We start from the raw sequence: 21,117 nt of genomic DNA, 5'->3' as shown, positions 1-21,117 counted from the left end.
TTTTTGTTGAATTTATTAGGGTCTCGTATTTATTCTTCGCCCGAAGGGACGACCACGGGCTCTTCCCAGCCGACCGGCGTGCCGAAATTCGGCGTGTCGTCGGCATTCCATCCGAACCGTTGTACGAACGTGTAACGATAGGTTTCGTATCCGTCTTCGCGGAATCGTTTCGTGTGATAGACGATCCAGTCTTCGGTTCCGTCGGGAGATTTGGTGAACGAGCAGTGGCCTACGCCGTGGACTCCACCCGGCTCGCCGTTGATGCCTTCCTGATAGGTGTTGTCCTTGGCCCGGATGTCGTCGTTGCGGAAAAAGACGTAGGATGCCGATTTCTTCCAGTTCTCGGGCTTCATCGGGTCTTTCCGGATATCGTCCAGTTCCAGGTAGGCCAGCCGGTATTGTTTGGTCCAGGAGCCGTTGCAGGAGTAGACGATGAAGGCTTTGTTGCCATGCTTGATCATGGCGGGGCCCTCTTGGATGGTCGAGGTCAGCAGTTCCCAGGGCTGGTCGGGGTCGGAGAGCTTCACTCGGTTGGAACCGATGGTGCAGGGATCTTTCATCTCGGCGATGAAGAGGCTCTGCGTGGTGGACCCGACCGGGTTGCCTGACCAGACGGCATAGAGCGTCCCGTTGATCTCCATGACATTCAGGTCGATGGCGAAATACTCCGTGTTTTCCAGCGTGGGGACGATGCCTTCGGTGTAGTGGTCGCCCGTGTAGAGCATGCCCATATCCTCCCATTCGCCGAACGGGTCGGAGCTCTTGGCGCGCAGAACGCCGCTGCGCTGCGAATAATAGTGCCCGCCGAATTCCGAGGTGGGCCGGCCTGCGGTGTAGTAGATATACCAGCGGCCGTCGATGTAGTGCAGTTCGGGAGCCCAGTAGTTGGCGACATTCCACGGCTTGTTTCCTTCCGTATCCCTGGGAGCGGCGAAAACCTGTTGCGTACTTGTCAGTTCGGTGAGTTTTTTCGAGCGGGATAAATTGATGCCGTTTCCATGAGCTTTGCACAGATAATACCAGCCGTCGTGTTGGATGATCCACGGGTCGGGGACTCCGCCGAGCGGATTGGTGAAGGTCTTGTCGCCCTGCGTCACCCGCAGCTTCACCGGCTCGACGCCTTCGGCGCTGAACATCACTTCGCCCGAACGGGAAGTCACCGTGCTGGATTCATAGCGGATCTTTACGGAGCTGCTTTTCTCGCCCTCGCGCACGGGTATGCTGATCCATTCGGCAAGCGGTTCGACGGTCCAGGAGGTGTTGCTGCTGACCGAAACATTGAACTCCCCGGCTGCGGTGCCTACCGTTTTCGTCGTAGGCAGTATGCTTAGGAATGGCTTGGTTTCGGGGGCGGGACCTTCGGGATCGCCATCGGATTCCGATGATCCCCCTTCGCATGCGCAAAGGAGGATCATCAGTATTCCGATTCCGAATTTCAGATAATTGCTTTTCATCGTAGCCGGGTTAATCGAGGGTTGCGGGGAGTTTCGTCATGACGATACGCATTCCCGAGTGGTTGCCGCAGTCGGTATTGCCGTTGCCGGCACGGCCCCGGCGTGTCACTACCTGATAGTCTTTGGTCTGATCTGCGTTGTAATGTCTGAAACTGCCGCCCCGGATACATCTCGGCTGGCCCGTGAGATCGTTGGTGTTTTTATTGCACGGATCTACGGCTCCGTCCTTGTAGTAGAAATCGGCATAGACATCTTCGCAATATTCGAACGTGTTCCCGCTCATGTCGTAGATGCCCAACTCGTTTGCTTTCAACGACCCGACGTTCTGAGTGCCGGTGCTGCTGTTGGTGCGGACTCCGACTTCGCCGGCCGTGTTGCTGCCGCTGAACAGATAGCCCTGGCTCTTGTTGCCGCCGCGGGCTGCGTATTCCCATTCCGCCTCGGTCGGCAGGCGCACCTCTACGCCGAGTTCGGCCGAGAGCCAGCGGCAATATTCGTAGGCGCACAGCCACGTGATGCTGGCCGCAGGGCGGCGTGCACAGTTCGTGTTGGGTTCGAATATCGAGGTGCCGCCGTCCATCGGCGCCTTGAACGAGAAGGGGCGCGTATTGGTGGCTCCGAAGAGATAGGTGTTGTAGACGAGACTCGTAGACCGGTTGATCGGGTGGCTGTTGAGGAATGCGCATATCTGCTCGCAGGTCACCTGGTAACGGCAGATATAGAAATCCTTGGTCAGCGTTACCGAGTGTACGGTTTCCGTGTTCAGCGTTTTGCCGCTGAAAAGGTTGGGTACGGTAGCCGATTGGGGATAACCCATCTGGAAGGAGCCTTTTTCTACGAGGACCATGTCTTCGAGCGTCAGGCCCGGCAGGATGCTGCCTGTCTTGGTGGTGAAGGTCATCTGTTCGCCGTAATGCGTGCCGCTGGAGTTTTTGGCGTAGGCCCGGACATGATAGGTCTTGCCCTTTTCGAAGCCCGTGGCCAGCAGGTTGAAGTTACCCACGGTTCCGCTGATCATCTTGAACTGGTCGGTTTCTATGGTCGGGTTTTCATTTTCGCTCCAGCAGAATCCGCGCTCGATCGAGGGGTCCGATTCGTTCTTCATCGTCTCTCCGAAGAGATAGGCTGTCTTATAGCCCGGATACGGGGCTTTGGTGACGATGAAGTTGATGGTGCGGAATGCGACTTGTTCGCCGTAGGTGATCTGCCCGTCCGCAGTTTTGATGTAGGGGCGTACGTAGTACTGCATGTTCTGTTTCAGGTCGGTAAGTTCCGCCGAGAAATCGCGGCCGCCCTCGGTGAACAGCACTTCGTCGTCGATCGTCGGTTCTGCCGTCTGTGAGAAGCAGACGCCGATTTGGGCGATGTCATTGCCGCCGTCGGATGCCATGGTCATATTGACGGTGGCGGAGGAGGGGGTGATTCCGGTAACGCTTTCGATCAGGCACCATCCCTCTTCGGGCCGGTCTTTGGTCGTGAAAGTGATCGGATTGCCATAGTGTACGACGCTGCCGTCCGAGACATAGGCCCGGGCATGGTAGCAGGTATTGGGCGTGAGGCCGGTGAGCTGCGCGGAGAAACTGTGCTCCGCTGCATCGTCCGTCGAGACGGCCTTGCTGTCGGCGACGGTGGGATCGGCGAAGGTGCTCCAACAGATACCCCGTTCCGTCAGCGCTTCTGCGTTGCCTTTGGTGAGGTAGCCGCTGCCGACGGCCGTATTGGTTCCGACCGACGAGAAATCGAGGGTGGTTACCTGTACGCCGGGTTCGGTAATCTCTTCGTCCTTGCAGGAAAACAGGAACGGTATGGTCACAAAAGTCAGTGCCAGTAATTTCACGATGAATTTCATAACGACTGTTTTTTAGTTGACTTGTTTCGGAGACCAGCCCCAGTTCTGTACGAGGTTGGGATTCTTGTTTATCTCCGACTGCGGAATGGGCATCAGGTTCATGTGGTCTTCGTAAATGCGGTTTTCGAATTTGCGGGACTTGTAAACCTTCGTGAGATCGTCGTCTTTGAGCGTGATGTCCAGTTCGTGCGCTTCCCGCTGGGTCTGCGTACCGATCATCCAGCGGCGGATGTCCCAGAAACGTTGCTCTTCGAAGGCGAACTCCACGCGGCGTTCGTTCTGGATGAATTTGCGTACGTTCTCCTGGGTGAGGTCCCAGCCCCGGTTCCGGAACGTTTCGTCCACACCCGGCATGCCGGCGCGCGAGCGGACTTGGTCGATGGCCCAGCGGATGCCGTCCTCCGGAGCCGATGCGGGATCGGCATGGTACTCGTTCAACGCTTCGGCGTACATCAGCAGGATGTCGGCATAGCGAATCAGGTGGTAGGAATTCGGCAGAGTCGGAGCCGTCGAGGCCGAGGGGTTCAGGTCGGGGTCCATGTATTTGCGCAGGAAGTAACCCGTGCGCGAATATCCGGTGATGTAATGCTTGCCGTCGCTCTTTTCCGAGGTGACCTCCCGATGCCACGTGTCGAAGCGGATGTTGCAGAAGACCGATTCGTCGTGCCAGATCGTAGCGTTCAGGCGCGGATCGCGGTCGGCGAAGGGGTTGAGCGGACGGTAGCCGGAGCCTTCCTGTTCGGGCAGCATGCCGTTTTTCATCTCATACGCCATGACCAGATCGTGGGTGGGCAGCGTATAGCATACCGGAGTTCCCTTGCCGCGTACGAGCATGAAGTCGAACGGCAGGTTGTTGAAATAGATGTCGATGCTGGGACCGCGCAGGTATGGGAAGATGGCTTCCTCGATCGGGGCCCGGACGCAGAACAGCGTTTCGTATTCGGTCTTGGTCCCGTTTTTGGCCCGGTAAAGATCGTAGAATCCCAGGTCGATAACGTCTTTGAGCGCTTTGGCCGCGATGTTCCAGCGCTCGGGATCGTAGTCGGGATAGCGCCACAACGAGACGTTGGGGTCGGCAGAGTCGTATTGCGGAAAGTCGGTCGGACGGTTGAACAGCGGACTGGCGGCCATCAGCAGCACTTTGGCTTTCAACGCCAGAGCGGTACCTTCGTTCGCGCGGCCGAAATTACCTCCGAACAGTCCGTAGCGGGTGGCGTCTTCGCCTCGCAGCGATTTGAGCAGTTCGGCAGCGTTTTCGCATTCGCTGACGATGAAATCGAGGACGGTTTCGAACGAGTCCCGCTCCGAGTTGATCTCGGGATCGTTCATCGACAGAACCTTGGTGATGAGCGGCACGCCGCCGAAGGCTCTCAGCAGTTCTGAGTAAAAATAGGCGCGCAGGAAGATGACCTGGGCATGCAGATATTCGATGTCCAGCCGGGAGGTGATGCCGGATTCCTCTTCGATCAGATGGTAATTTTCCAGGAATTTGTTGCAGGCGCGGATCTGGGCATAGCTGTTGGTCCAGATGAATCCCAGCGGGTTGTCTGCGGCGTTCCAGTTGCCGGTGTTGTAGCGGTGTGCCGCGGAGTTGAGCGGGCGGGCCTCGCCGTTGTCGGTGGCGCAGTCCATGTATGCACCTCCCCAGCCCGATACGCCGTATCCGGTGCTGATGATATTGTAGTAGATGTCGTTGACGAAATAGCGGGCGTAGGTGCCGCTCCGGAAGACATCCTTTTCATACAGGTCGCCCACATCCTCCTTGTCCATCAGCGACGAGGCGTCCTGACACGAAAGCATAGGCAGGCACAACAACAGTATATAAACGATCTTTTTCATGTAGCTTCGCAATTTGAAGGTTAGAACTTGAGGCTGACGCCGCCGCCGAAATATTTCATGACCGGATAGGCGCTGCCGTCGCCGTCGTTGGATTCAGGGTCGTATTCTTTGAATTCGGAGAACGTGAACAGGTTGGTCGCCGTCACATAGAAGCGCAGGTTCGACATGCCGACCTTTTTGGAGATTCGCTGGGGCAGCGTGTACCCGATCTGAATGTTTTTCAGACGCAGGTAGGAGCCGTCTTTCAGCCAGAATGTCGAGAAACGGTGATTCTGTTCCGAGGTGGAGGGCGAAAGGCTCGGATAGGTGGCGTGCTCCTTGTTTTCGGGAGTCCAGCGGCCGAGGTGGTGGTGCATGGCGCCGCTGATACCCTGGAATTCCCAGTAGCCGTAGCCGTTCACGTAGATATCCGAATTGGTAGCCCCCTGGAAGAAGAGCTCGAAGTCGAGGTTGCGCCAGTTGCCGCCTACGGTGAATCCATAGATGATTTCGGGTACCTGGGTGCGTCCGATGGGTACGACATCGTAGTTGTCGGTCTTGCCGTCGCCGTTGATGTCGCGGTATTTGATGTCTCCCAGTTTGGGCCTGTCGGTGAATCCCGACGGCAGGGCGTCGATCTCCTCCTCGGTGTTGTAGAAACCGTCGGCGATCAGTCCGAAGCGCTGGCCGATGGGGCGTCCCACCTTGGAGAGCCACGGGTAGGTGACGGGGCTTTCACCGCATTCGACCACCTTGTTGCGGGCGAAGGAGAGGTTGCCTCGGATATAATACCGGAATTTGTTGACGAGACCGTTGTATCCCAGGTCGATTTCGAAACCGCGGTTGACGACCTCGCCGATGTTTGCCGGCGGGAAGCCTTTGCTGCCGTCGTTCGGGGCCATCATGCCGTAAATGTACGAAATAGTGCCGTCGTAGTCGAGAATGCCGTGGCGGCGTTCGTGGAAATAGTCTCCCGTGAACGACAGCTTGTTGTCGAAGAATTTGAGGTCCACGCCGACATTGAATTTGTTGGCACGCTCCCATCCCACTTCGGTGTTGCCCTCCTTGCCTTCGTAGATGCGGTTTTCGGGATTGTTCGTCTCGCCGAACGAGGGGCGGTTCGATCCCAGCTGGGGATAGGTTTGGAGGTAGTAATACTTGTCGGACCCGATGCGGTCGTTGCCGACCTGTCCGAACGAAGCGCGGAGCTTCATGTAGCTGAACGCCTTGGCCGATTTGCCCCAGAATCCCTCCTCGGAGAGAACCCAGCCGGCGGATACCGCCGGGAAGAAACCGTAGCGCTTGTCCTTCGAGAACTGCATCGAACCGTTGTATCCGGCGTTGAACTCGGCCAGGTACTTGTTCTTGTAGGCATAGGTCACACGACCGACGTAGTTGATGTAACCGATCGGCAGCGTGGCGTCGCTCTGGATCTCCTGGCGGTTGAAAGCCAACAGGGCCGTGACGGCATGGTCGCCGAAAGTGCGGTTGTAGTTCAGAGCCGCTTCGACTACGAAATCCCGGCGGAAGGGGCCGTTCCCGGAGCCCGTCCGAATGGTGATGGGCTCTTCCTCGCGGACCAGTTCGTAGGTCCCTTCCTTGGTGTAATAGTAGGTCGCGGGGCGTTCGTAGAGGTCCCGGCGGGAGCGCATCGACGAAATGTAGCTGAACATACCGCGTGCGGAAAGTCCTTTGGTGATGAATTCCAACTGCTGGTTGAGACGGATCACGCTCTCGAACTTGTTGGTCTTGGAGTGGAAGTAGCCGCAACGCGAAAGAGCCATGTAGGGGTTGGTCAGATTCAGGTGGCCGCCGATCGATCCGTCGGGGTTCACGTAGTTGAAATAATCGGGCGGGGTACGTACCAGATGCTGGAACAGTTCATCGCCGGCGCCGTTGTTATGGCGTTCTTCGAGGCGTCCTGCGAGGTCTACGCCGACCGTGGTGGTTTTGGTTACGTTGAAGTCGAGATTCGCACGCAGGGCGTAGCGCCGGAAATAGACGTTTGTGTCGTATTTGCCGTTGTTGAAGTTCTTGTAGATACCGTCGTCATTGGCATATCCGGCCGACACGTAATAACGCATGAACGAAGAGCCGCCGCGCACGACCAGCGAATACTGCTGCTTGAAGGCTGCGTTTTTGAGCATGTCGTGGATGTAGTCGTTGTCGGGATGCGTGTAAGGACTGGCTTTCGTGCGGAACATTTCGAGGTCGTAGGCGCTGTACTCGGGGTCGAGTCCGACGTTCATCAGCGCTTCGTTGCGCAGGCGTGCGTAGTCGTACGATCCGAGTTTGTCGGGCAGCCGTGTCGGGGTGCTCGCGGTGAACGACGCGCGGAACGATACTTCGGGTTTCGACGTAAGACCGCGTTTGGTGGTGATCAGGATGACGCCGTTGGCTCCGCGCACGCCGTATACGGCCGTAGCCGAGGCATCTTTCAGAACTGAGAAATTCTCGATGTCCTCGGGGTCGATCTGGGCGTATTCGCGCTCTACGCCGTCGACCAGCACGAGCGGGCTGTTGGCACCGCTGTTGTAACTGGCCGTACCGCGGATGTAGACATTGGCATTGTCCTCGCCCGGACGTCCGCCCGGGTTGCGGGTGAAGACGCCCGAGACGCGGCCGCCGATGGCCTGCGTGAGGTTCGTCGTTCCCGTTTTCTGGATGGCCGAGGCGTCTGCCGTCGAGATGGACCCGACGACGGTGGCACGTTTCTGGGTGCCGTATCCCACTACGACCACCTCGTTGATGTTGAGGGCTTCCTCTTCGAGGATGATGTCGATGGCGGTCCTGCTGCCTACGGTGATCTCCTGGGGAATATAGCCCAGCATACGGAACTCCAGCCGGGCGTTTTTACCCGAAACGGTGAGTTTGTAGCTGCCGTCCGCGGCACTTACCGTCGCATGGTTGGTGCCGGTCTCTATGACCGCCACTCCGACCAGTTCCTGCCCGTTCTTGTCGCTGACTTTGCCGGAAACGGCAATTCCCTGGGCCTGTAATCCTGCGGTGAATCCGTGGATTAGTGCGAAGATGAATATCAATATATATTTTTTCATCGGTGCTGATTTACAGATTTGACAATGAATTTCGGATTACCATCCCGGATTTACCACCAGCGCACTGTTCTTGTCCAGTTCGGACTGGGGAATGGGGTAGTAGTACATCCGCATAGGGAAGGAGCGTTCTTCGACGGCGAACTTCTCGCCGTAGACGATGGTTCCGCCCTCCTGGGTCACTTTGATTCCGTGGACCGGACGGTTCAGCACGGTTTCCGCCTCGCGCCAGCGCTTCAGATCGTAGAGGCGCACCTCCTCGAAAGCCAGCTCTACGGTGCGTTCCCGGTGGATCAGTTCACGCATCTGGCCTTTGGTCAGACCGCTTACCGGCGGCAGTCCCGCACGCTGGCGCACTTCGTTGACGCAGTCGTAGATCATCTCGTCCGTGCACATGTCGTCGTCGCCCGTTCCCAGGTATTCGTTCATGGCCTCGGCGTAGATCAGCAATACTTCGGCGTAGCGCAGTATCTGGTGATTGTGGAGGGTGTATTTGGCCGGTACGACGCTGGCCAGGGGGTCGATGTGCTTGTAGAGGCTGAATCCGGTTTCGCAGCCGCGTTGTCCGATGGCTGCGGGATAGTCCTTGCCTCCGGTGTAGAGTTCCACCTCGCGGCCCCAGAGCGGTACACCGGAGTAGAGTACGCTGGCGTAAAACCGGTCGTCGCGGTTTTCATAAGGTTTTTGGGGATCGTAATCCGGGTCTTCGGAAGGCAGCCGGCCGCTTTTGAGCTCGTACATGTCGATCAGTTCCGCCGTGACGCTGGTGCAGGCCCGGCAGCTCTGGTAACCCGAAGGTCCGTTGGCGGCCTCCACGTCGTTGGTGAGGTTGCGGCATTTGACGATGATCGACTCGGTGTTCCCGAAATTGGTGAAGAACAGCCGTTGATACGACGGGAAGAGCTCGTGGGCCTTCGTGCCGTCGGGATTTTTCAGCTCGATGACCTGACGTGCGGCATCGGCGGCCCGTTTCCAGCGCTCCAGGTCCGGTGAGGCGTAGCGGTGTATCTCGTTCGATCCCTCGATCGGGTTTGCGTTGAAGAGCGGGCTGGCGGCCATGAGCAGGATTTTCGCTTTCAGGCCGTAGGCGGCTCCGCGGGTGAGGCGTCCGTAGTCGTTGTCCGGATATTTCGTCGGCAGCAGCGGTGCGGCCTCGTCGCACAGGCGGACGATGTATTCCACGCAATCGCCGAACTTCGAACGGGGGATGTTGATGTCGCCCGACAGGTCGAGAATGTCGTCCATGATCGGGATGCCGCCGTAACGCTTGACGAGCTCATAGTGCATCAGCGCTTTATTGAGCAGCGTTTCTCCCAGATACTGGTTCTTTTTGCTTTGGGACAGGCCCACGGTGAGGTCGATGTTGCGCAGGATGACGTTGGCTTTGCGGATGCCGGTGTAGGTCTCCGCCCAGCGGGAGTCGGGGTTGCCGCCCGATGCGGCGTTCATCGTGGCACGGGTGTAGGAGTTGATGCCCGAACTGGTCCCGAGCGGGCTGTATACGGCCAGGTCCGTGGCACAGTCGAGCAGGGCGCCGCCGACGCGGTTGAACTGGACACCGGTGTTGAGATAGACGTACAGGTCGTTGACGAACATTTCCAGACGCAGACTGTCCTTGAAAGCCTCTTCGGCCGACATCTGTTCCAGCGGAACGTAATTCAGATCGCAGGACCAGAGTGTCGTAAGCGATGCTATGGCGGTTATGATGAGTTTTTTCATGGTCTTAGAAGTGAATGTTTATACCGATGCTCGACGATTTCTGGATGGGGTAGCCGTTTCCGGAGCCTGCATCCTCGGGGTCGATGGTCCGCATGTCGGACCAGGTGAAGAGGTTGTATCCGCTGTAATAGATGCGCAGTTTGGACATGCGCAGCTTCTTCGAAATGCGCAGGGGAAGGGTATAGCCGATCACCAGATTTTTCAGACGCAGGAACGAGGCGTCGTCAACCCAGAAACTCGAAGTCTGCTTGTAGTTGTGGTCGCGGTCGGTCAGTGACAGGCGGGGATATTTCGCCGTGGTCCAGGTCGCAGGGTCTTCGGGAATGTAGCGGTTGTCCCAGTGGTACCGGCGGACATTGCCGGCCATTTCGCTGCCCGAACCGGAGATGTTCGTGAAAGCCTGGATCGCTACGCCCGAAAGATAGGCGTCGCGGTTGCCGGCTCCCGAGAAGATGATCTGGAAGTCGAAGCCTTTGTACTGCGCATTCGCAAAGAAGGCGTAGTTGATCTCTCCGAGATTGCTGTATCCGATCCGGTGCTGGTCCTGATTGTCCACTACGCCGTCGCCGTTCAGGTCGCGGTACTTGATATCGCCGGCATAGGATGTTCCGAAGGTCGTCTTGGGGCTGTTGTAGCGGTCCTGTTCGCTGGTGTAGAGTCCGTTGGCCTGGAATCCGTACTGGCTGTTGATGGGATAGCCGACGGCGCTGCGGTAGTCGTAGGCGAAAGGCTGTTCGTCGTTGTAGCGGATCTCATTGTGCGCATAGGAGGCGTATCCGCCCAGTGTCCAGTGGAAATCCTTGATCCGGCCCGAGTAGGCGGCCTCCACTTCGAATCCGCTGTTGTAGGTCTTTCCGACGTTGCCCAGCGGGCCGCCCGAAGTTCCGTAGCCGATCAGGGTCGAAACGGTGTTGCGGGGCGTCAGAATCTGGCTGGTAAATTCGCGGAAATAATCTGCGCTGATGCTCAGGTGGTTTTTGAACAGCCGCATGTCAACGCCGACATTGGTTTTCTCGGATTTCTCCCAGGTGACGTTGGGGAGATATTGGTGGTGGACATCCTCTACCCAGCTGTTGACGTTCTGCGGTTCTGCTCCCAGCGTGTAACGGCCGTTGGCCTGGATGAATGCGGGCAGGTAGAAGTAGTAGGGAATGCCGGCATCGTTGCCGGTGATGCCCCACGAACCTCGCACCTTGAAGTAGCTCAGGATGTTTCCGATATGGTTCTTGATGAAGGACTCTTCCGAGAGCACCCATCCGGCAGAAACTGCGGGGAAGAAGCCGTAGCGCTTCTGGGGCGGCATCTGCTCGGTACCCTGGTAGCCGAACAAGAATTCGACGATATACCGAGAGTCATAGGCATAGGTGGCACGTCCTAACAGGCCCTGGTGCGTGTTGGGCAGGTTCTGCGTGTCGTCCGATTTTTGACTGTAATTGAAGAACAGAGTTGCGGCGATGAGGTGTTTCCCGAAAGTGCGGTCGTAGTCCAGACCGGCTTCTACGTCGAAAATGCGGGTCTTGGCAGCTCCGTAGGAGTTGGAGTTCGCCTGTTTTTTCTCCTCGCCCCAGGTGTTGAAGAGCGGTTTGCCGTCCTCCCCGTCGCCCGTGTATTCGTAGACGACGTAGCTTTTGCTGCGGTTGATGTTGTTCTCGAAAAAGAAATCGAATGCCAGCGATCCCCGCACGCGGAGTCCTTTGGTGATGAAGTCCAGTTTTTGGCCCAGCTCGGCCTGCGCCTCCATCGTGCTGTGGGTGTAGCGGGTGTAACCGCTGTGGTTGAGGATGCCGTAGGGATTGTTTCGCAGGTCATTGGTGCCGGCGACCTTGTCCTTGCCGTAGTTCATGGGGAAGGCGTTCGATGGCAGGGAGTAGATCGCGCTGAACGGACTGCCGGCTCCCGGGTTCGAGAGTTGGCGCTGCAATCCGAAAAGATTGATCGAAAGGTCCATGCTCTTGGTCAGGGCAATGTCAACGTTCGAACGCAGGGAGTAGATTTTGGCGCTCGCATTCGTTTTGTAGGTGTTGATGTCTTTGTCGGTTTTGTAGATTCCTTCATCCGAGCGATAGGAGAGGTTGACGAAGTATTTGGCAACCGAACTGCCGCCTTCGATGCTGAGGTTGTATTTTTGTCCGACGGTTACGTTTTTGAGCGACTGGCCGATCCAATCGACATTGGGATGCCCCCAGGGGTCTTGCCCCGAACGGTAGAGGGCCAGGTCTTCCTCGTTGTAACGTTGTTCGTTTGCACGGCCGTCGTTGCGCATGGCTTCATTGTGCAGCAGGGCGAAATCGTGCGAGTCGAGGAATTTGGGCAGTTTGATGGGTTGTTGGAACGTGATCTGCGTGTTGAATTTCAGTACGGGGCGTCCTTCCTTGCCGCGGCGGGTGGTAGCCATGATGGCTCCGTTCGAGCCCCGGAGTCCGAGCACGGCCAGTGCTCCGGCGTCTTTGTAAACGGAAATTTGATCGATCTCGTTGGGGTCGAGGATCGAGAAATCGCGGACGTGTCCGTCGAGCATGATGAGCGGCGTGCTGTTGCGCCACGACCGGAGGCCGCGCACGTAGAGCCACGAATAGTCGCTGCCGGGAGCTCCGCTGTTCTGCGAGGTGGCTATTCCGGGAATCATGCCCGACAATGCCGTGTTCGCATAGTTGGTCGGAAGATCTGTCAGCTTCGAGCCTTCGATCGTCGAAACGGCCGAAGTCATCAGCGACCGGTTCTGGCGGCCGTACAGGAGAGCTATTTCAGGGTCGGAATCTCCCCCCCCCTCCAACAACGTAACTTTCAGTCGGTGCGTATCTCCTATATATACCTGATTGGGGGCGTATCCCTCCAACGTGAAGATCAGGGACGATTTGTCGCCGGGTATCCGGATCGTGAAATTGCCGTCCCGGTCGGTCAGCGTGAACATGCGCGATTCTTTGTGCTCGACCAGTACGCCTTCGAGCGGCATTCCGGCCGGGTCCGTAACCTGCCCGTGCACGGCGACATCCTTTTTATTTTGTGCGGCGGAGTAGCCGGTGCCGAGGCACAGGCACAATAAAAGCGTCCATAACGCTTTGGGCATTATAGCGTTGCTCATTCGTTTGTAATTTTAGCGTTTTGTAATCCCGAAAAAGAGCGTATTGTACCGGGGTGCGATTTCATATTCCGATACGGATCGAATACGCAGCGGCAAGATGTATTTTTTGTCCGCATCGAGTTGAGAGGTGTGGAACGTTACCAGCAAATCGCCTCTTTCGGTACCCCTGCGGATGGTGCATTCGAGGCTGGCAGGTTCCACGGTGTAGGCCGATTCGGGCAACAGATCGTAGGCACGGATGGCTGCCGAAGCCTGCTTGGCGGAAGCCAGCGAGTCCGTGGCCAGTTCCATCGTTACACGGATGTCGTGTTCGGGCATGATACTGCCGGAGCAGTAGGCCCCGACGATGTAGGTGGTGTCCCTTGAAAAGTCGAATTTCGTCTGGAAAATTCCGTTTCCGTCGGCCCAGGTGGCCAGCGGGAAATAGACGGACGCATACTTCATCTCTTCGTCGTCCTGACAGGAAACGAGGAGAAGGGACCCAACAAGGAATAAACGCAGAATTTTCTTCATACGGGTCAGTTTTAGGTGGTTGTTCCCGGCGTGGGGTGTGTTAAACTTATGTTTGGTGATCACTGATGCAAATATGGCGGTATTGCCATCCGATTACAAATATGAAATTTGCAATCGTTTGTATTTAATTTGCAAATGTGAAAATTTGTGATACTCCTGTCCGGCGGATTACAGGGAGAGTGCGGCCATCCCGGGATTGCGCTTGAACTCCTCGATATATTCCGAGGGGGTGAACCGGGTGATCTTTTTGAACTGACGGTTGAAGTTGGAGATGTTGTTGTATCCGCATTCGTAGCAGATCTGCGTGACGGTCAGTTCGCCCATCAACAGCAGCTTGCAGGCGTATCCGATGCGTAATTCGCTGATATATTGGAGTGTCGATTTGCCGGTTTTCTCCTTGAAATAGCGGCAGAAAGCGCTGGTGTTCATGCCGGCCGTTCGGGCGATGTCGTCCAGGTTGATGTTGTGGATATAGTCCCGGTTGAGTCGTCCCAATACCTTATATATACGGGATTCTCCGTAGGCAGGCAGGCGGAGGTCGATGCTGTCGTCGTTGAGTTTCCGTTTGTGGGTCGTGCGGCTCATCATCGAAAGGATATGGATGCACGCCATCAGGCGGTCGAGTCCTGTCTTGTTGGGCAGCATTTCGATATGGCGCCGGATCGGGGCATTCGGAGTCGTATCGAAGCTGATTCCGTAGCGGGACATTTCGAGCAATTCCTTGATTTTCAAAAATTCAGGGTAGTTGAGAATCGCATGGTTGAAAAAGTCCTTGGAAAATTGGATCGTGATGGCGTGGACTCGCAGAGAGGGATTGCCGCGGTAATAAATGTCTTCATTGCGGTACATGTGTGGGAGCAGGCTGCCGAAAAAGACCAGGTCTCCGTCGGAGAACGGTTCGATGCTGTTCCCTGCGAACCGGGTTCCCGTGCTCTTGATGATGTAGACGATTTCGTACTCGTCGTGGAAGTGCCAGGGGTACTTGAAATAATCGTAGTCGCACTTCTTGACTTTGAGCGGGGAGCCGTTGGTAAGCCCCACCTGCTCGTACATGATTTTGATTTCGTCTTTCATGGTGTCGGGATTGATGGATTTATGCAAATATATCAACAGAAGATGCAAAAAAATCACTTGCTTCGGGGGCTTTTATTTTCAATCTTTGAATATTTATTATAATATTTGATTTTATGGCATTGGAAAAGACTTGGAGGTGGTTCGGAGAGAACGACACGGTGACGCTGCCGGAGATCCGGCAGATCGGCGTCGAAGGCATCGTGACGGCCCTGCACCACATACCTACGGGCGAGATATGGCCCGTAGAGGAGATCGAAAAAGTCCGTGACCGCATTGCTGCGGCGGGTATGCGCTGGAGTGTGGTCGAGAGCCTTCCGGTATCGGAGGCGATCAAACTCCGTACGGCGGATTGCGCACGGCATATCGAGAATTACCGGCAGTCGCTGCGGAATCTGGCGGCTTGCGGAATCCGGACCGTATGTTATAATTTTATGCCCGTATTGGACTGGGCGCGTACCGACCTGCACTATGCGAATGTACGCGGTACCGAGTCGATGCACTTTGATTACGACCGTTTCGCCGCATTCGACATCCATATTCTCCGGCGTCCCGGGGCAGCAGGGGACTATCCGTCTGAGGTGTGTGAACGGGCCGCAGCGCTGGCAGCCGGAATGAGTGCCGCGGAGCGGGAGGAACTGGCCCATAACATCATCGTGGTCACACAGGGTTTCATCAACGGTACGGTCGGCGACAGCGAGGATTACAAGCAGGTATTCCTGCGTTATTTGGCGCGTTACGACGGCATCGGCCCCGACCGGCTGCGGGAACATCTGGCGGCATTCTTGAAAGAGGTCTGCCCGACAGCCCGGGAGGCGGGCGTCAATCTTTGCATCCATCCCGACGATCCGCCTTTCCCGCTGCTCGGACTGCCGCGTATCGCCAGCACCATCGAGGATTTCCGCTGGATTCTGCGTCAGTACGACGATCCCGTCAACGGTGTGACGTTCTGTGCCGGGTCGCTGTCGGCGAGACCCGATAACGATTTGCCGGCTATGGCGCGCGAACTGGGGCCGCGGATTCATTTCGTACACCTGCGCAATACGCAGCAGCTGGGGCCGAAGAGTTTCTTCGAATCGGGACATCTCACAGGGTCGGTGGATATGTACGCCGTACTGAAAGCCTTGCTCGAAGAACAGCGCCGCCGCATTGCCGAAGGGAGGCGGGATACGGCCATGCCGTTCCGTCCCGATCACGGGCTGCGGATGCTCGACGATTTCGGACGCTCCTCCAATCCGGGTTATCCGCTGGTAGGGCGCATGAAGGGTTTCGCCGAGATCTGCGGTCTCGAAATGGGTATCGAACGAAGTTTATGAATCCATAAATCCGAATTGTATGAAAAAGAAGACCTTTGTTTTATTCCTCGCCGGAGCACTATGTCTCGCCGCTTCGTCCTGCGGGGAGGACAGACCTCCTGCCGCCGAATACGATGTCGCCGCATTCGTCTGGCCGGCCTATCACAATGATCCCCGTTTCGCGGAGATCGAGATTTTCCCCGACGGGGTCGGCGAATGGGAGGCCGTTTACAAGGCTCGCCCTAAATTCGAAGGACACCGGCAGCCCCGTATCCCGCTGTGGGGGTATCTGGACGAGGCCGATCCGCAGGTGCAGGAGAAAAAAATTCGCACGGCCCTCGAATACGGGGTCAATACTTTCATTTTCGACTGGTATTGGTACGATGACCGTCCGTTCCTGGAAGATGTGCTGAACAAGGGCTTTCTGCAAGCCGGGAATAATCGGAAAATGAAGTTTTATCTGATGTGGGCCAACCATGTGATGACTTCCTATCTCGATGCGGCCGATCCCGACAAGAGCAAAGTCTACTGGCCGGAGCCGGTTACGCCGGAAATATTCGACCGGATCGCCGACCACCTGATCGAAGATTATTTCAAACTGCCGAACTACTACAAGATCGACGACAAACCGGTTTTCTCCATCTACGAAACTTCGACTTTCATCCGTGAAATGGGCGGCGAGGAGCAGGCGGTTGCCGCGCTTGACCGGTTCCGGAAGAAATGTGTCGAAGCCGGATTGCCGGGAGTGCACATTCAGCCGATTCTTTGGTTTCTGCTGCCTGCGACTTCGACGGGTATGGCGGGGGATACCTCCGTCTCCCAGCAGAACACGGTGCGCCGTTTCGGATTCGAGAGCCTGACCAATTACCAATGGTGCCACCTGGTGCCGGCGGACCGGGATTATCAGGAGTGGGGAGATATGGCCTCCGCCTATTATGAAAAGTTCGACCGGGAATTCGATGTTCCCTATTTCCCGCATGTGTCGATCGGTTGGGACCCGAACCCTCGCTATCCCGAGGGGTTGCAGCCCTGTGTGACGGGATCGACGCCGGCCCGGTTCGAAGCATTTCTGCGGCGTGCGAAAGCCTATGTCGATGCACATCCCGACCAACCGCCCCTGATCACGATCAACGCCTGGAACGAATGGGCCGAGGGCAGCTGCCTCGAGCCCGACAGCCTGAACGGTTACGGATATCTGGAAGCAGTCAAACGTGTATTTAGAACCATAGAATGATGAAGAGACATTATTATCGGTTGGGCCTTGCCGTCCTTTGTTTATCCGCATTCGCCGGGTGCGATGCGTCCCGTGGACCGAAGGTCGCTCCCCGCATCGCTGACCGGGTGGCCTGGTTTGCCCCGGACGAAGTGAACTTACTCCCGGGACCGCTCTTGGAATTGCAGGAGCAGGGGCGGGATTATCTGCTCTGGTTGCAGCCCGATTCGCTGCTTCACTTTTTCCGGATTGAAGCCGGGCTGACTCCGAAAGCTCAGCCCTATGCCGGATGGGAATCCGAGGATGTCTGGGGTGTCGGGCCCCTGCGCGGCGGATTCATGGGATACTATCTGTCGGGGTTGTCGCTGATGTACCGGGCGACGGGTGACGAACGCCTGCTCCGGCGGTTGGAATACACCCTCTCGGAACTCGAAGCCTGCCGGAAGGCGGGCGGCGACGGGTATATCATGGCCATTGCCGACGGGCGGGAGTTGTTCCGGAGAGTGGCGGCCGGGGAGATTCGGACCGACAATCCGACCGTCAACGGGGCGTGGGCTCCGCTTTACCTGATCAACAAGATGCTTCACGGTCTCCGGGCCGCCTATGTGGAAGCTGGGCAGCGGCAGGCGCTGACGCTGATGACTTCGCTGGCGGACTGGTTCGGGTACGGTGTGCTGGACAAGCTCACGGACGAACAGGTTCAGCGGCTGTTGGTATGCGAACACGGTTCGATCAACGAGTCGTATCTCGACGTGTATGAACTGACCGGGGAGTTGCGTTACCTGGAATGGGCCGGACGCCTTAACGACCGGAGCATGTGGGTTCCCCTTTCCGAGGGGAAGGATATTCTGAACGGCTGGCATGCCAATACGCAGATACCCAAATTCACCGGATTTGAAAAGTACTACACCCATACCGGGGATGTGCGTTTCGACCGGGCCGCGCGTAATTTCTGGGAGATCGTCACGACGCGCCACAGTTGGGTGATCGGCGGTAACAGTACCGGAGAACATTTCTTTCCCGAGTCCGGCTTCGAAGAGAAGGTATTGCAGCAGGGCGGGCCCGAGACCTGCAATTCGGTGAATATGATGCGCCTGACCGAAGCGCTGTTCGCACAGCGCCCGGAAGCCCGGATGGCGGAGTATTACGAGCGGGTGTTGCTGAATCATATTCTTTCGGCATACGATCCTTGCAAAGGGATGTGTGTCTATTTTACACCGATGCGCCCGGCGCACTATCGGGTCTACGGTTCGGAGGACCATTCGTTCTGGTGCTGCAACCAGTCCGGTTTGGAAACTCCCGCCAAACTGAACCGAATGGTTTTCACGAAACAGGGACGTGATCTGATGGTCAATCTGTTCGTGCCGGCGGCCGTAACGTGGAAGGAGCGGAACATCTCCCTGATCCAGCAGGCTTCGATGCCGGAGTCGCCGGAGGTGACCTTGATCCTGCAAACCGGGCGGGAGCGGGATTTGGGTCTGTTGGTGCGCAAACCTTCGTGGTCGCCGGAGGCTGTGCTGACGCTCAACGGCCGGGTGATCGTGCCCGAAACGGATTCGGCCGGTTATTGGGTCGTTCGGGAACCGTGGAGCGGGGCGGATACGCTGACGATCGGTTTTCATCCGCGTGTCACGGCGGAGAAGCTGCCCGGCTCAGAGCGTTATTCGGCGTTGCTTTACGGCCCCTATGTATTGGCCGGACGTATGGGTACGGATTCTCTGCCCGCTTCGTTCTGGCGGGGAATCGACAATGGAGCCAACAACGTGATCCCGATGCCGGCGCGGACTTTCGTGCCTTGGACGGCTGAAACCATCGCATCGCACGTGGTGAAGATCGGAGACGATCCCCTTACGTTCGGATTCGACGGGGAGGAATTCCGGGATATTGAGATCGAACCGTTTTATCGGGTTCATTTCGAGCGTTATACGATCTACTGGCCGGTGCGGTAGAGCACTTTGTGACAATGAACATCCCGGGACGAAAAGTCCCGGGATGTCTGTTTTCAGGGATGTCGTTATTTCCTGTTCAGGAACCGTTCGGCACGTCCGGGGGTAAGCATTTCCCAGAGCGAAGCTACGGTCCAGCCCGGTGCGAAAATGTCGTTGTAGAATCCCTTGCCGTTTTTCCCGTAATCCCAGTTGGTGTGTTGTACGACTTCGGGATAGTAACCCGGTTTTGCGATGCCGCACAGCCGTTCTTTCGTTGGAAGTAGTTGTCGCATAGAGTTTTCGATCACTTGGGCGAAATCGGAGAAACGTCTCTCGCCGAACTCTCGTCCCAGCCAGTCGAGCACCGAGCAGAATTCGAAGACGAATACGTCTATGTGGTTGTTTTCGACCGAAACGTTTCCCCAGCCTCGTGTTTTCAGTCCCAGGTCTCCGAGCATCTGCCCCGGAGCGAATGGTACGTCCCAGAGGTAGTACCACGAAAGCGCGAAATAGGCGGCCTTGCGGGCCAAGGCGGCGTAATGGCTGCGGGATTCCCGGTCGCCGGCCAACGCCAGGTAGTACATGGCTGTTGCCGCATAGAGCGAAGCCTCCTTGTCTTCGCAGTTGGCATCGAGCGTCGATGAAAAATAGTCGGCTTTGTCGATGATCTCCGATTCGAGGTAATGGGCTGTTTTTTCGGCGGCCGTGAGGTAGCGCTTGTCGCCGAAGTAGCGGTAGGCCATGACCAGCGGGAGGGTGGCCGAAGGCGTGCTTCCTCCGCTGGCATCGACGGTCGTTCGGTCGTCATGGAATTTCCGGGGGAAACTGCCGTCATCGGCCTGCAATTGCAGGAATGCGTTCAGAATGGAGGTTATTTTCCGTTCCAGTCCGGGATGTTTGCGGCCATGCTTTTTTTCGTAATGCAGGTAGTGGAGCAGTGCATAAATGCCTTCGCTCTGACGGCGGATGCTGAAAACATCGGTTTCGGTGCCGCGTTTGAAATCGACGAACTCCCGGATGAAACCTCCAGCGGAGAATCCGTTGCGTTCGTAACTGTCGAACGTCTGCTTTGCTATGTCGATGAGATCGGTGCGGCCGTGTTCGTATCCGTATTCGAGGGCATTGAACGCATTGAGCAGCACCCGTCCTACGAAGCCGACTTCCGCACGGCCGTTGGGCTCGCAGTCGGCTGTGCGGAGTTGTTCTCCGGACATGTATTTCAGCGGATAACTGTCCACATAAGCCGCTGTGAAATAGCCTGTCAGCGCCTCCTTCATCCGTTCGTCCGAATAGGCCGGTTCGGGGGCCTCCGGCAGCAGACTGTCGTAGCTGTATTCCCAGGTATTCCGCACGAACTCGGAAAAATCCGCGGCCGTTCCGTGGCAGAGTTCCCAGCGGAGGATGATCGTCGTGCCTTCGGGCAGGTGTTGGTAGGCCCGGACCGGCGGAGCCAGCGTGAGTTTACTGATATAGCAATAGGGGGTCTCCTGATAGGGGAATCCGAAGCGGAGCGCAGCCCGGCCTGCGATGTTCTCGAAGCCCGTGAATCCGATCGACGTATTGCCCGAGAGCATCACCTCTCCGCTTTTGTGGGTCGTCAGAGCATCGCAGCCGGCGCCGCATACACGCAGCACCGTGTGGTATTTTCCGCTGGCGGGATCGAAAATGCCCGTCAGCGGGGTGCTGAGACGGTCTTCGCGGACAGTCCAGCTGTCGGACGTGTGGAATGAGGGCGCCTCCTTCGGCGACCGAAGATTCTGACGGTACCAGAACCCCGGCATCAGGAACTGGCATTCGTCGTGGGCGAATCCGGTGTCGAATGTCTGGCTGTATTGGAACCAGACCTCTTTCAGGGCGGTGATGCATATTTCGACCGTGCTGCCTTCGTCGTGCGGCGTTTCGGTGGCGACGATGGAGACCGGGAGCCTGCGTTCCGCTTCCAGCAGAAAGCGGCCGTTTCCGGGGCGTGGTGTGAGGGGATGATCGACAGCCGGGTTTCCGGGCGTTTTCAGGGAGATCGTGTGGCAGCCTGCGGTCAGCACACTGTTCGGCATTGCCTTTATGTAGTATGGCAGTATTAGGCAGGCCAATGCGCATGCAATGTATTTCGTCATAGTATTTA

Annotated in this window: 12 protein-coding genes; 3 read left to right on the top strand and 9 right to left on the bottom strand. The window is 57.0% G+C overall.

Translation table 11 applies throughout. The features are described 5' to 3' along the window. Positions 1–29: 29 nt before the first annotated feature. The 8 genes from WMO46_RS14820 to WMO46_RS14785 form a co-directional block, all read right to left on the bottom strand. Positions 30–1,454: a family 43 glycosylhydrolase gene (locus WMO46_RS14820; protein WP_349094594.1), complete on the bottom strand. Its 1,425-nt coding sequence runs from the start codon at positions 1,452–1,454 to the stop codon at positions 30–32. Positions 1,455–1,464: 10 nt separating this feature from the next. Further along, a complete protein-coding gene (locus tag WMO46_RS14815; RefSeq protein WP_349094593.1) occupies positions 1,465–3,303 on the bottom strand; it encodes a formylglycine-generating enzyme family protein in 1,839 nt (612 codons plus the stop codon). 12 nt (positions 3,304–3,315) lie between these two features. Continuing rightward, positions 3,316–5,142: a RagB/SusD family nutrient uptake outer membrane protein gene (locus WMO46_RS14810; protein ID WP_349094592.1), complete on the bottom strand. Its 1,827-nt coding sequence runs from the start codon at positions 5,140–5,142 to the stop codon at positions 3,316–3,318. A 20-nt stretch (positions 5,143–5,162) separates the two neighbouring features. Then, the gene (locus tag WMO46_RS14805; protein WP_276716336.1) at positions 5,163–8,177 is read right to left on the bottom strand and encodes a SusC/RagA family TonB-linked outer membrane protein; all 3,015 of its coding nucleotides are present in this window, start codon (positions 8,175–8,177) and stop codon (positions 5,163–5,165) included. 36 nt (positions 8,178–8,213) lie between these two features. Next, complete coding sequence (locus WMO46_RS14800; RefSeq protein ID WP_276716333.1) at positions 8,214–9,893, bottom strand: RagB/SusD family nutrient uptake outer membrane protein; 1,680 nt, start codon at positions 9,891–9,893, stop codon at positions 8,214–8,216. A gap of 4 nt (positions 9,894–9,897) precedes the next feature. Then, positions 9,898–12,975, bottom strand: coding sequence for a SusC/RagA family TonB-linked outer membrane protein (locus tag WMO46_RS14795; RefSeq protein ID WP_129650386.1), 3,078 nt, complete (start codon positions 12,973–12,975; stop codon positions 9,898–9,900). Between the two features lie 12 nt (positions 12,976–12,987). Continuing rightward, positions 12,988–13,488: a DUF1735 domain-containing protein gene (locus WMO46_RS14790; RefSeq protein WP_242493081.1), complete on the bottom strand. Its 501-nt coding sequence runs from the start codon at positions 13,486–13,488 to the stop codon at positions 12,988–12,990. Between the two features lie 168 nt (positions 13,489–13,656). Beyond that, positions 13,657–14,562, bottom strand: coding sequence for an AraC family transcriptional regulator (locus tag WMO46_RS14785; protein ID WP_044118681.1), 906 nt, complete (start codon positions 14,560–14,562; stop codon positions 13,657–13,659). A 113-nt stretch (positions 14,563–14,675) separates the two neighbouring features. Here WMO46_RS14785 and uxuA point away from each other — a divergent pair, with 113 nt between their 5' ends. The 3 genes from uxuA to WMO46_RS14770 are packed head-to-tail and all read left to right on the top strand — an operon-like array spanning position 14,676 to position 19,016. Continuing rightward, positions 14,676–15,875, top strand: a complete 1,200-nt coding sequence (gene uxuA / locus WMO46_RS14780) for a mannonate dehydratase (protein ID WP_019149878.1) — start codon at positions 14,676–14,678, stop codon at positions 15,873–15,875. A gap of 19 nt (positions 15,876–15,894) precedes the next feature. After that, complete coding sequence (locus WMO46_RS14775; protein ID WP_349094591.1) at positions 15,895–17,088, top strand: glycosyltransferase WbsX family protein; 1,194 nt, start codon at positions 15,895–15,897, stop codon at positions 17,086–17,088. Further along, entirely contained in the window at positions 17,088–19,016 is a 1,929-nt protein-coding gene (locus WMO46_RS14770; RefSeq protein ID WP_349094590.1) for a glycoside hydrolase family 127 protein, read from the top strand. Before WMO46_RS14775 ends, WMO46_RS14770 begins: the two co-directional genes overlap by 1 nt. Before the next feature lie 65 nt (positions 19,017–19,081). Here WMO46_RS14770 and WMO46_RS14765 read toward each other — a convergent pair whose 3' ends face one another. Beyond that, complete coding sequence (locus WMO46_RS14765; RefSeq protein ID WP_242493079.1) at positions 19,082–21,049, bottom strand: M14 family metallopeptidase; 1,968 nt, start codon at positions 21,047–21,049, stop codon at positions 19,082–19,084. Positions 21,050–21,117 lie beyond the last annotated feature (68 nt).

It is taken from the genome of Alistipes intestinihominis, from assembly GCF_040095975.1.
Taxonomy (GTDB): domain Bacteria; phylum Bacteroidota; class Bacteroidia; order Bacteroidales; family Rikenellaceae; genus Alistipes; species Alistipes senegalensis.
This window is presented reverse-complemented; position numbering and strand designations above follow the sequence as displayed.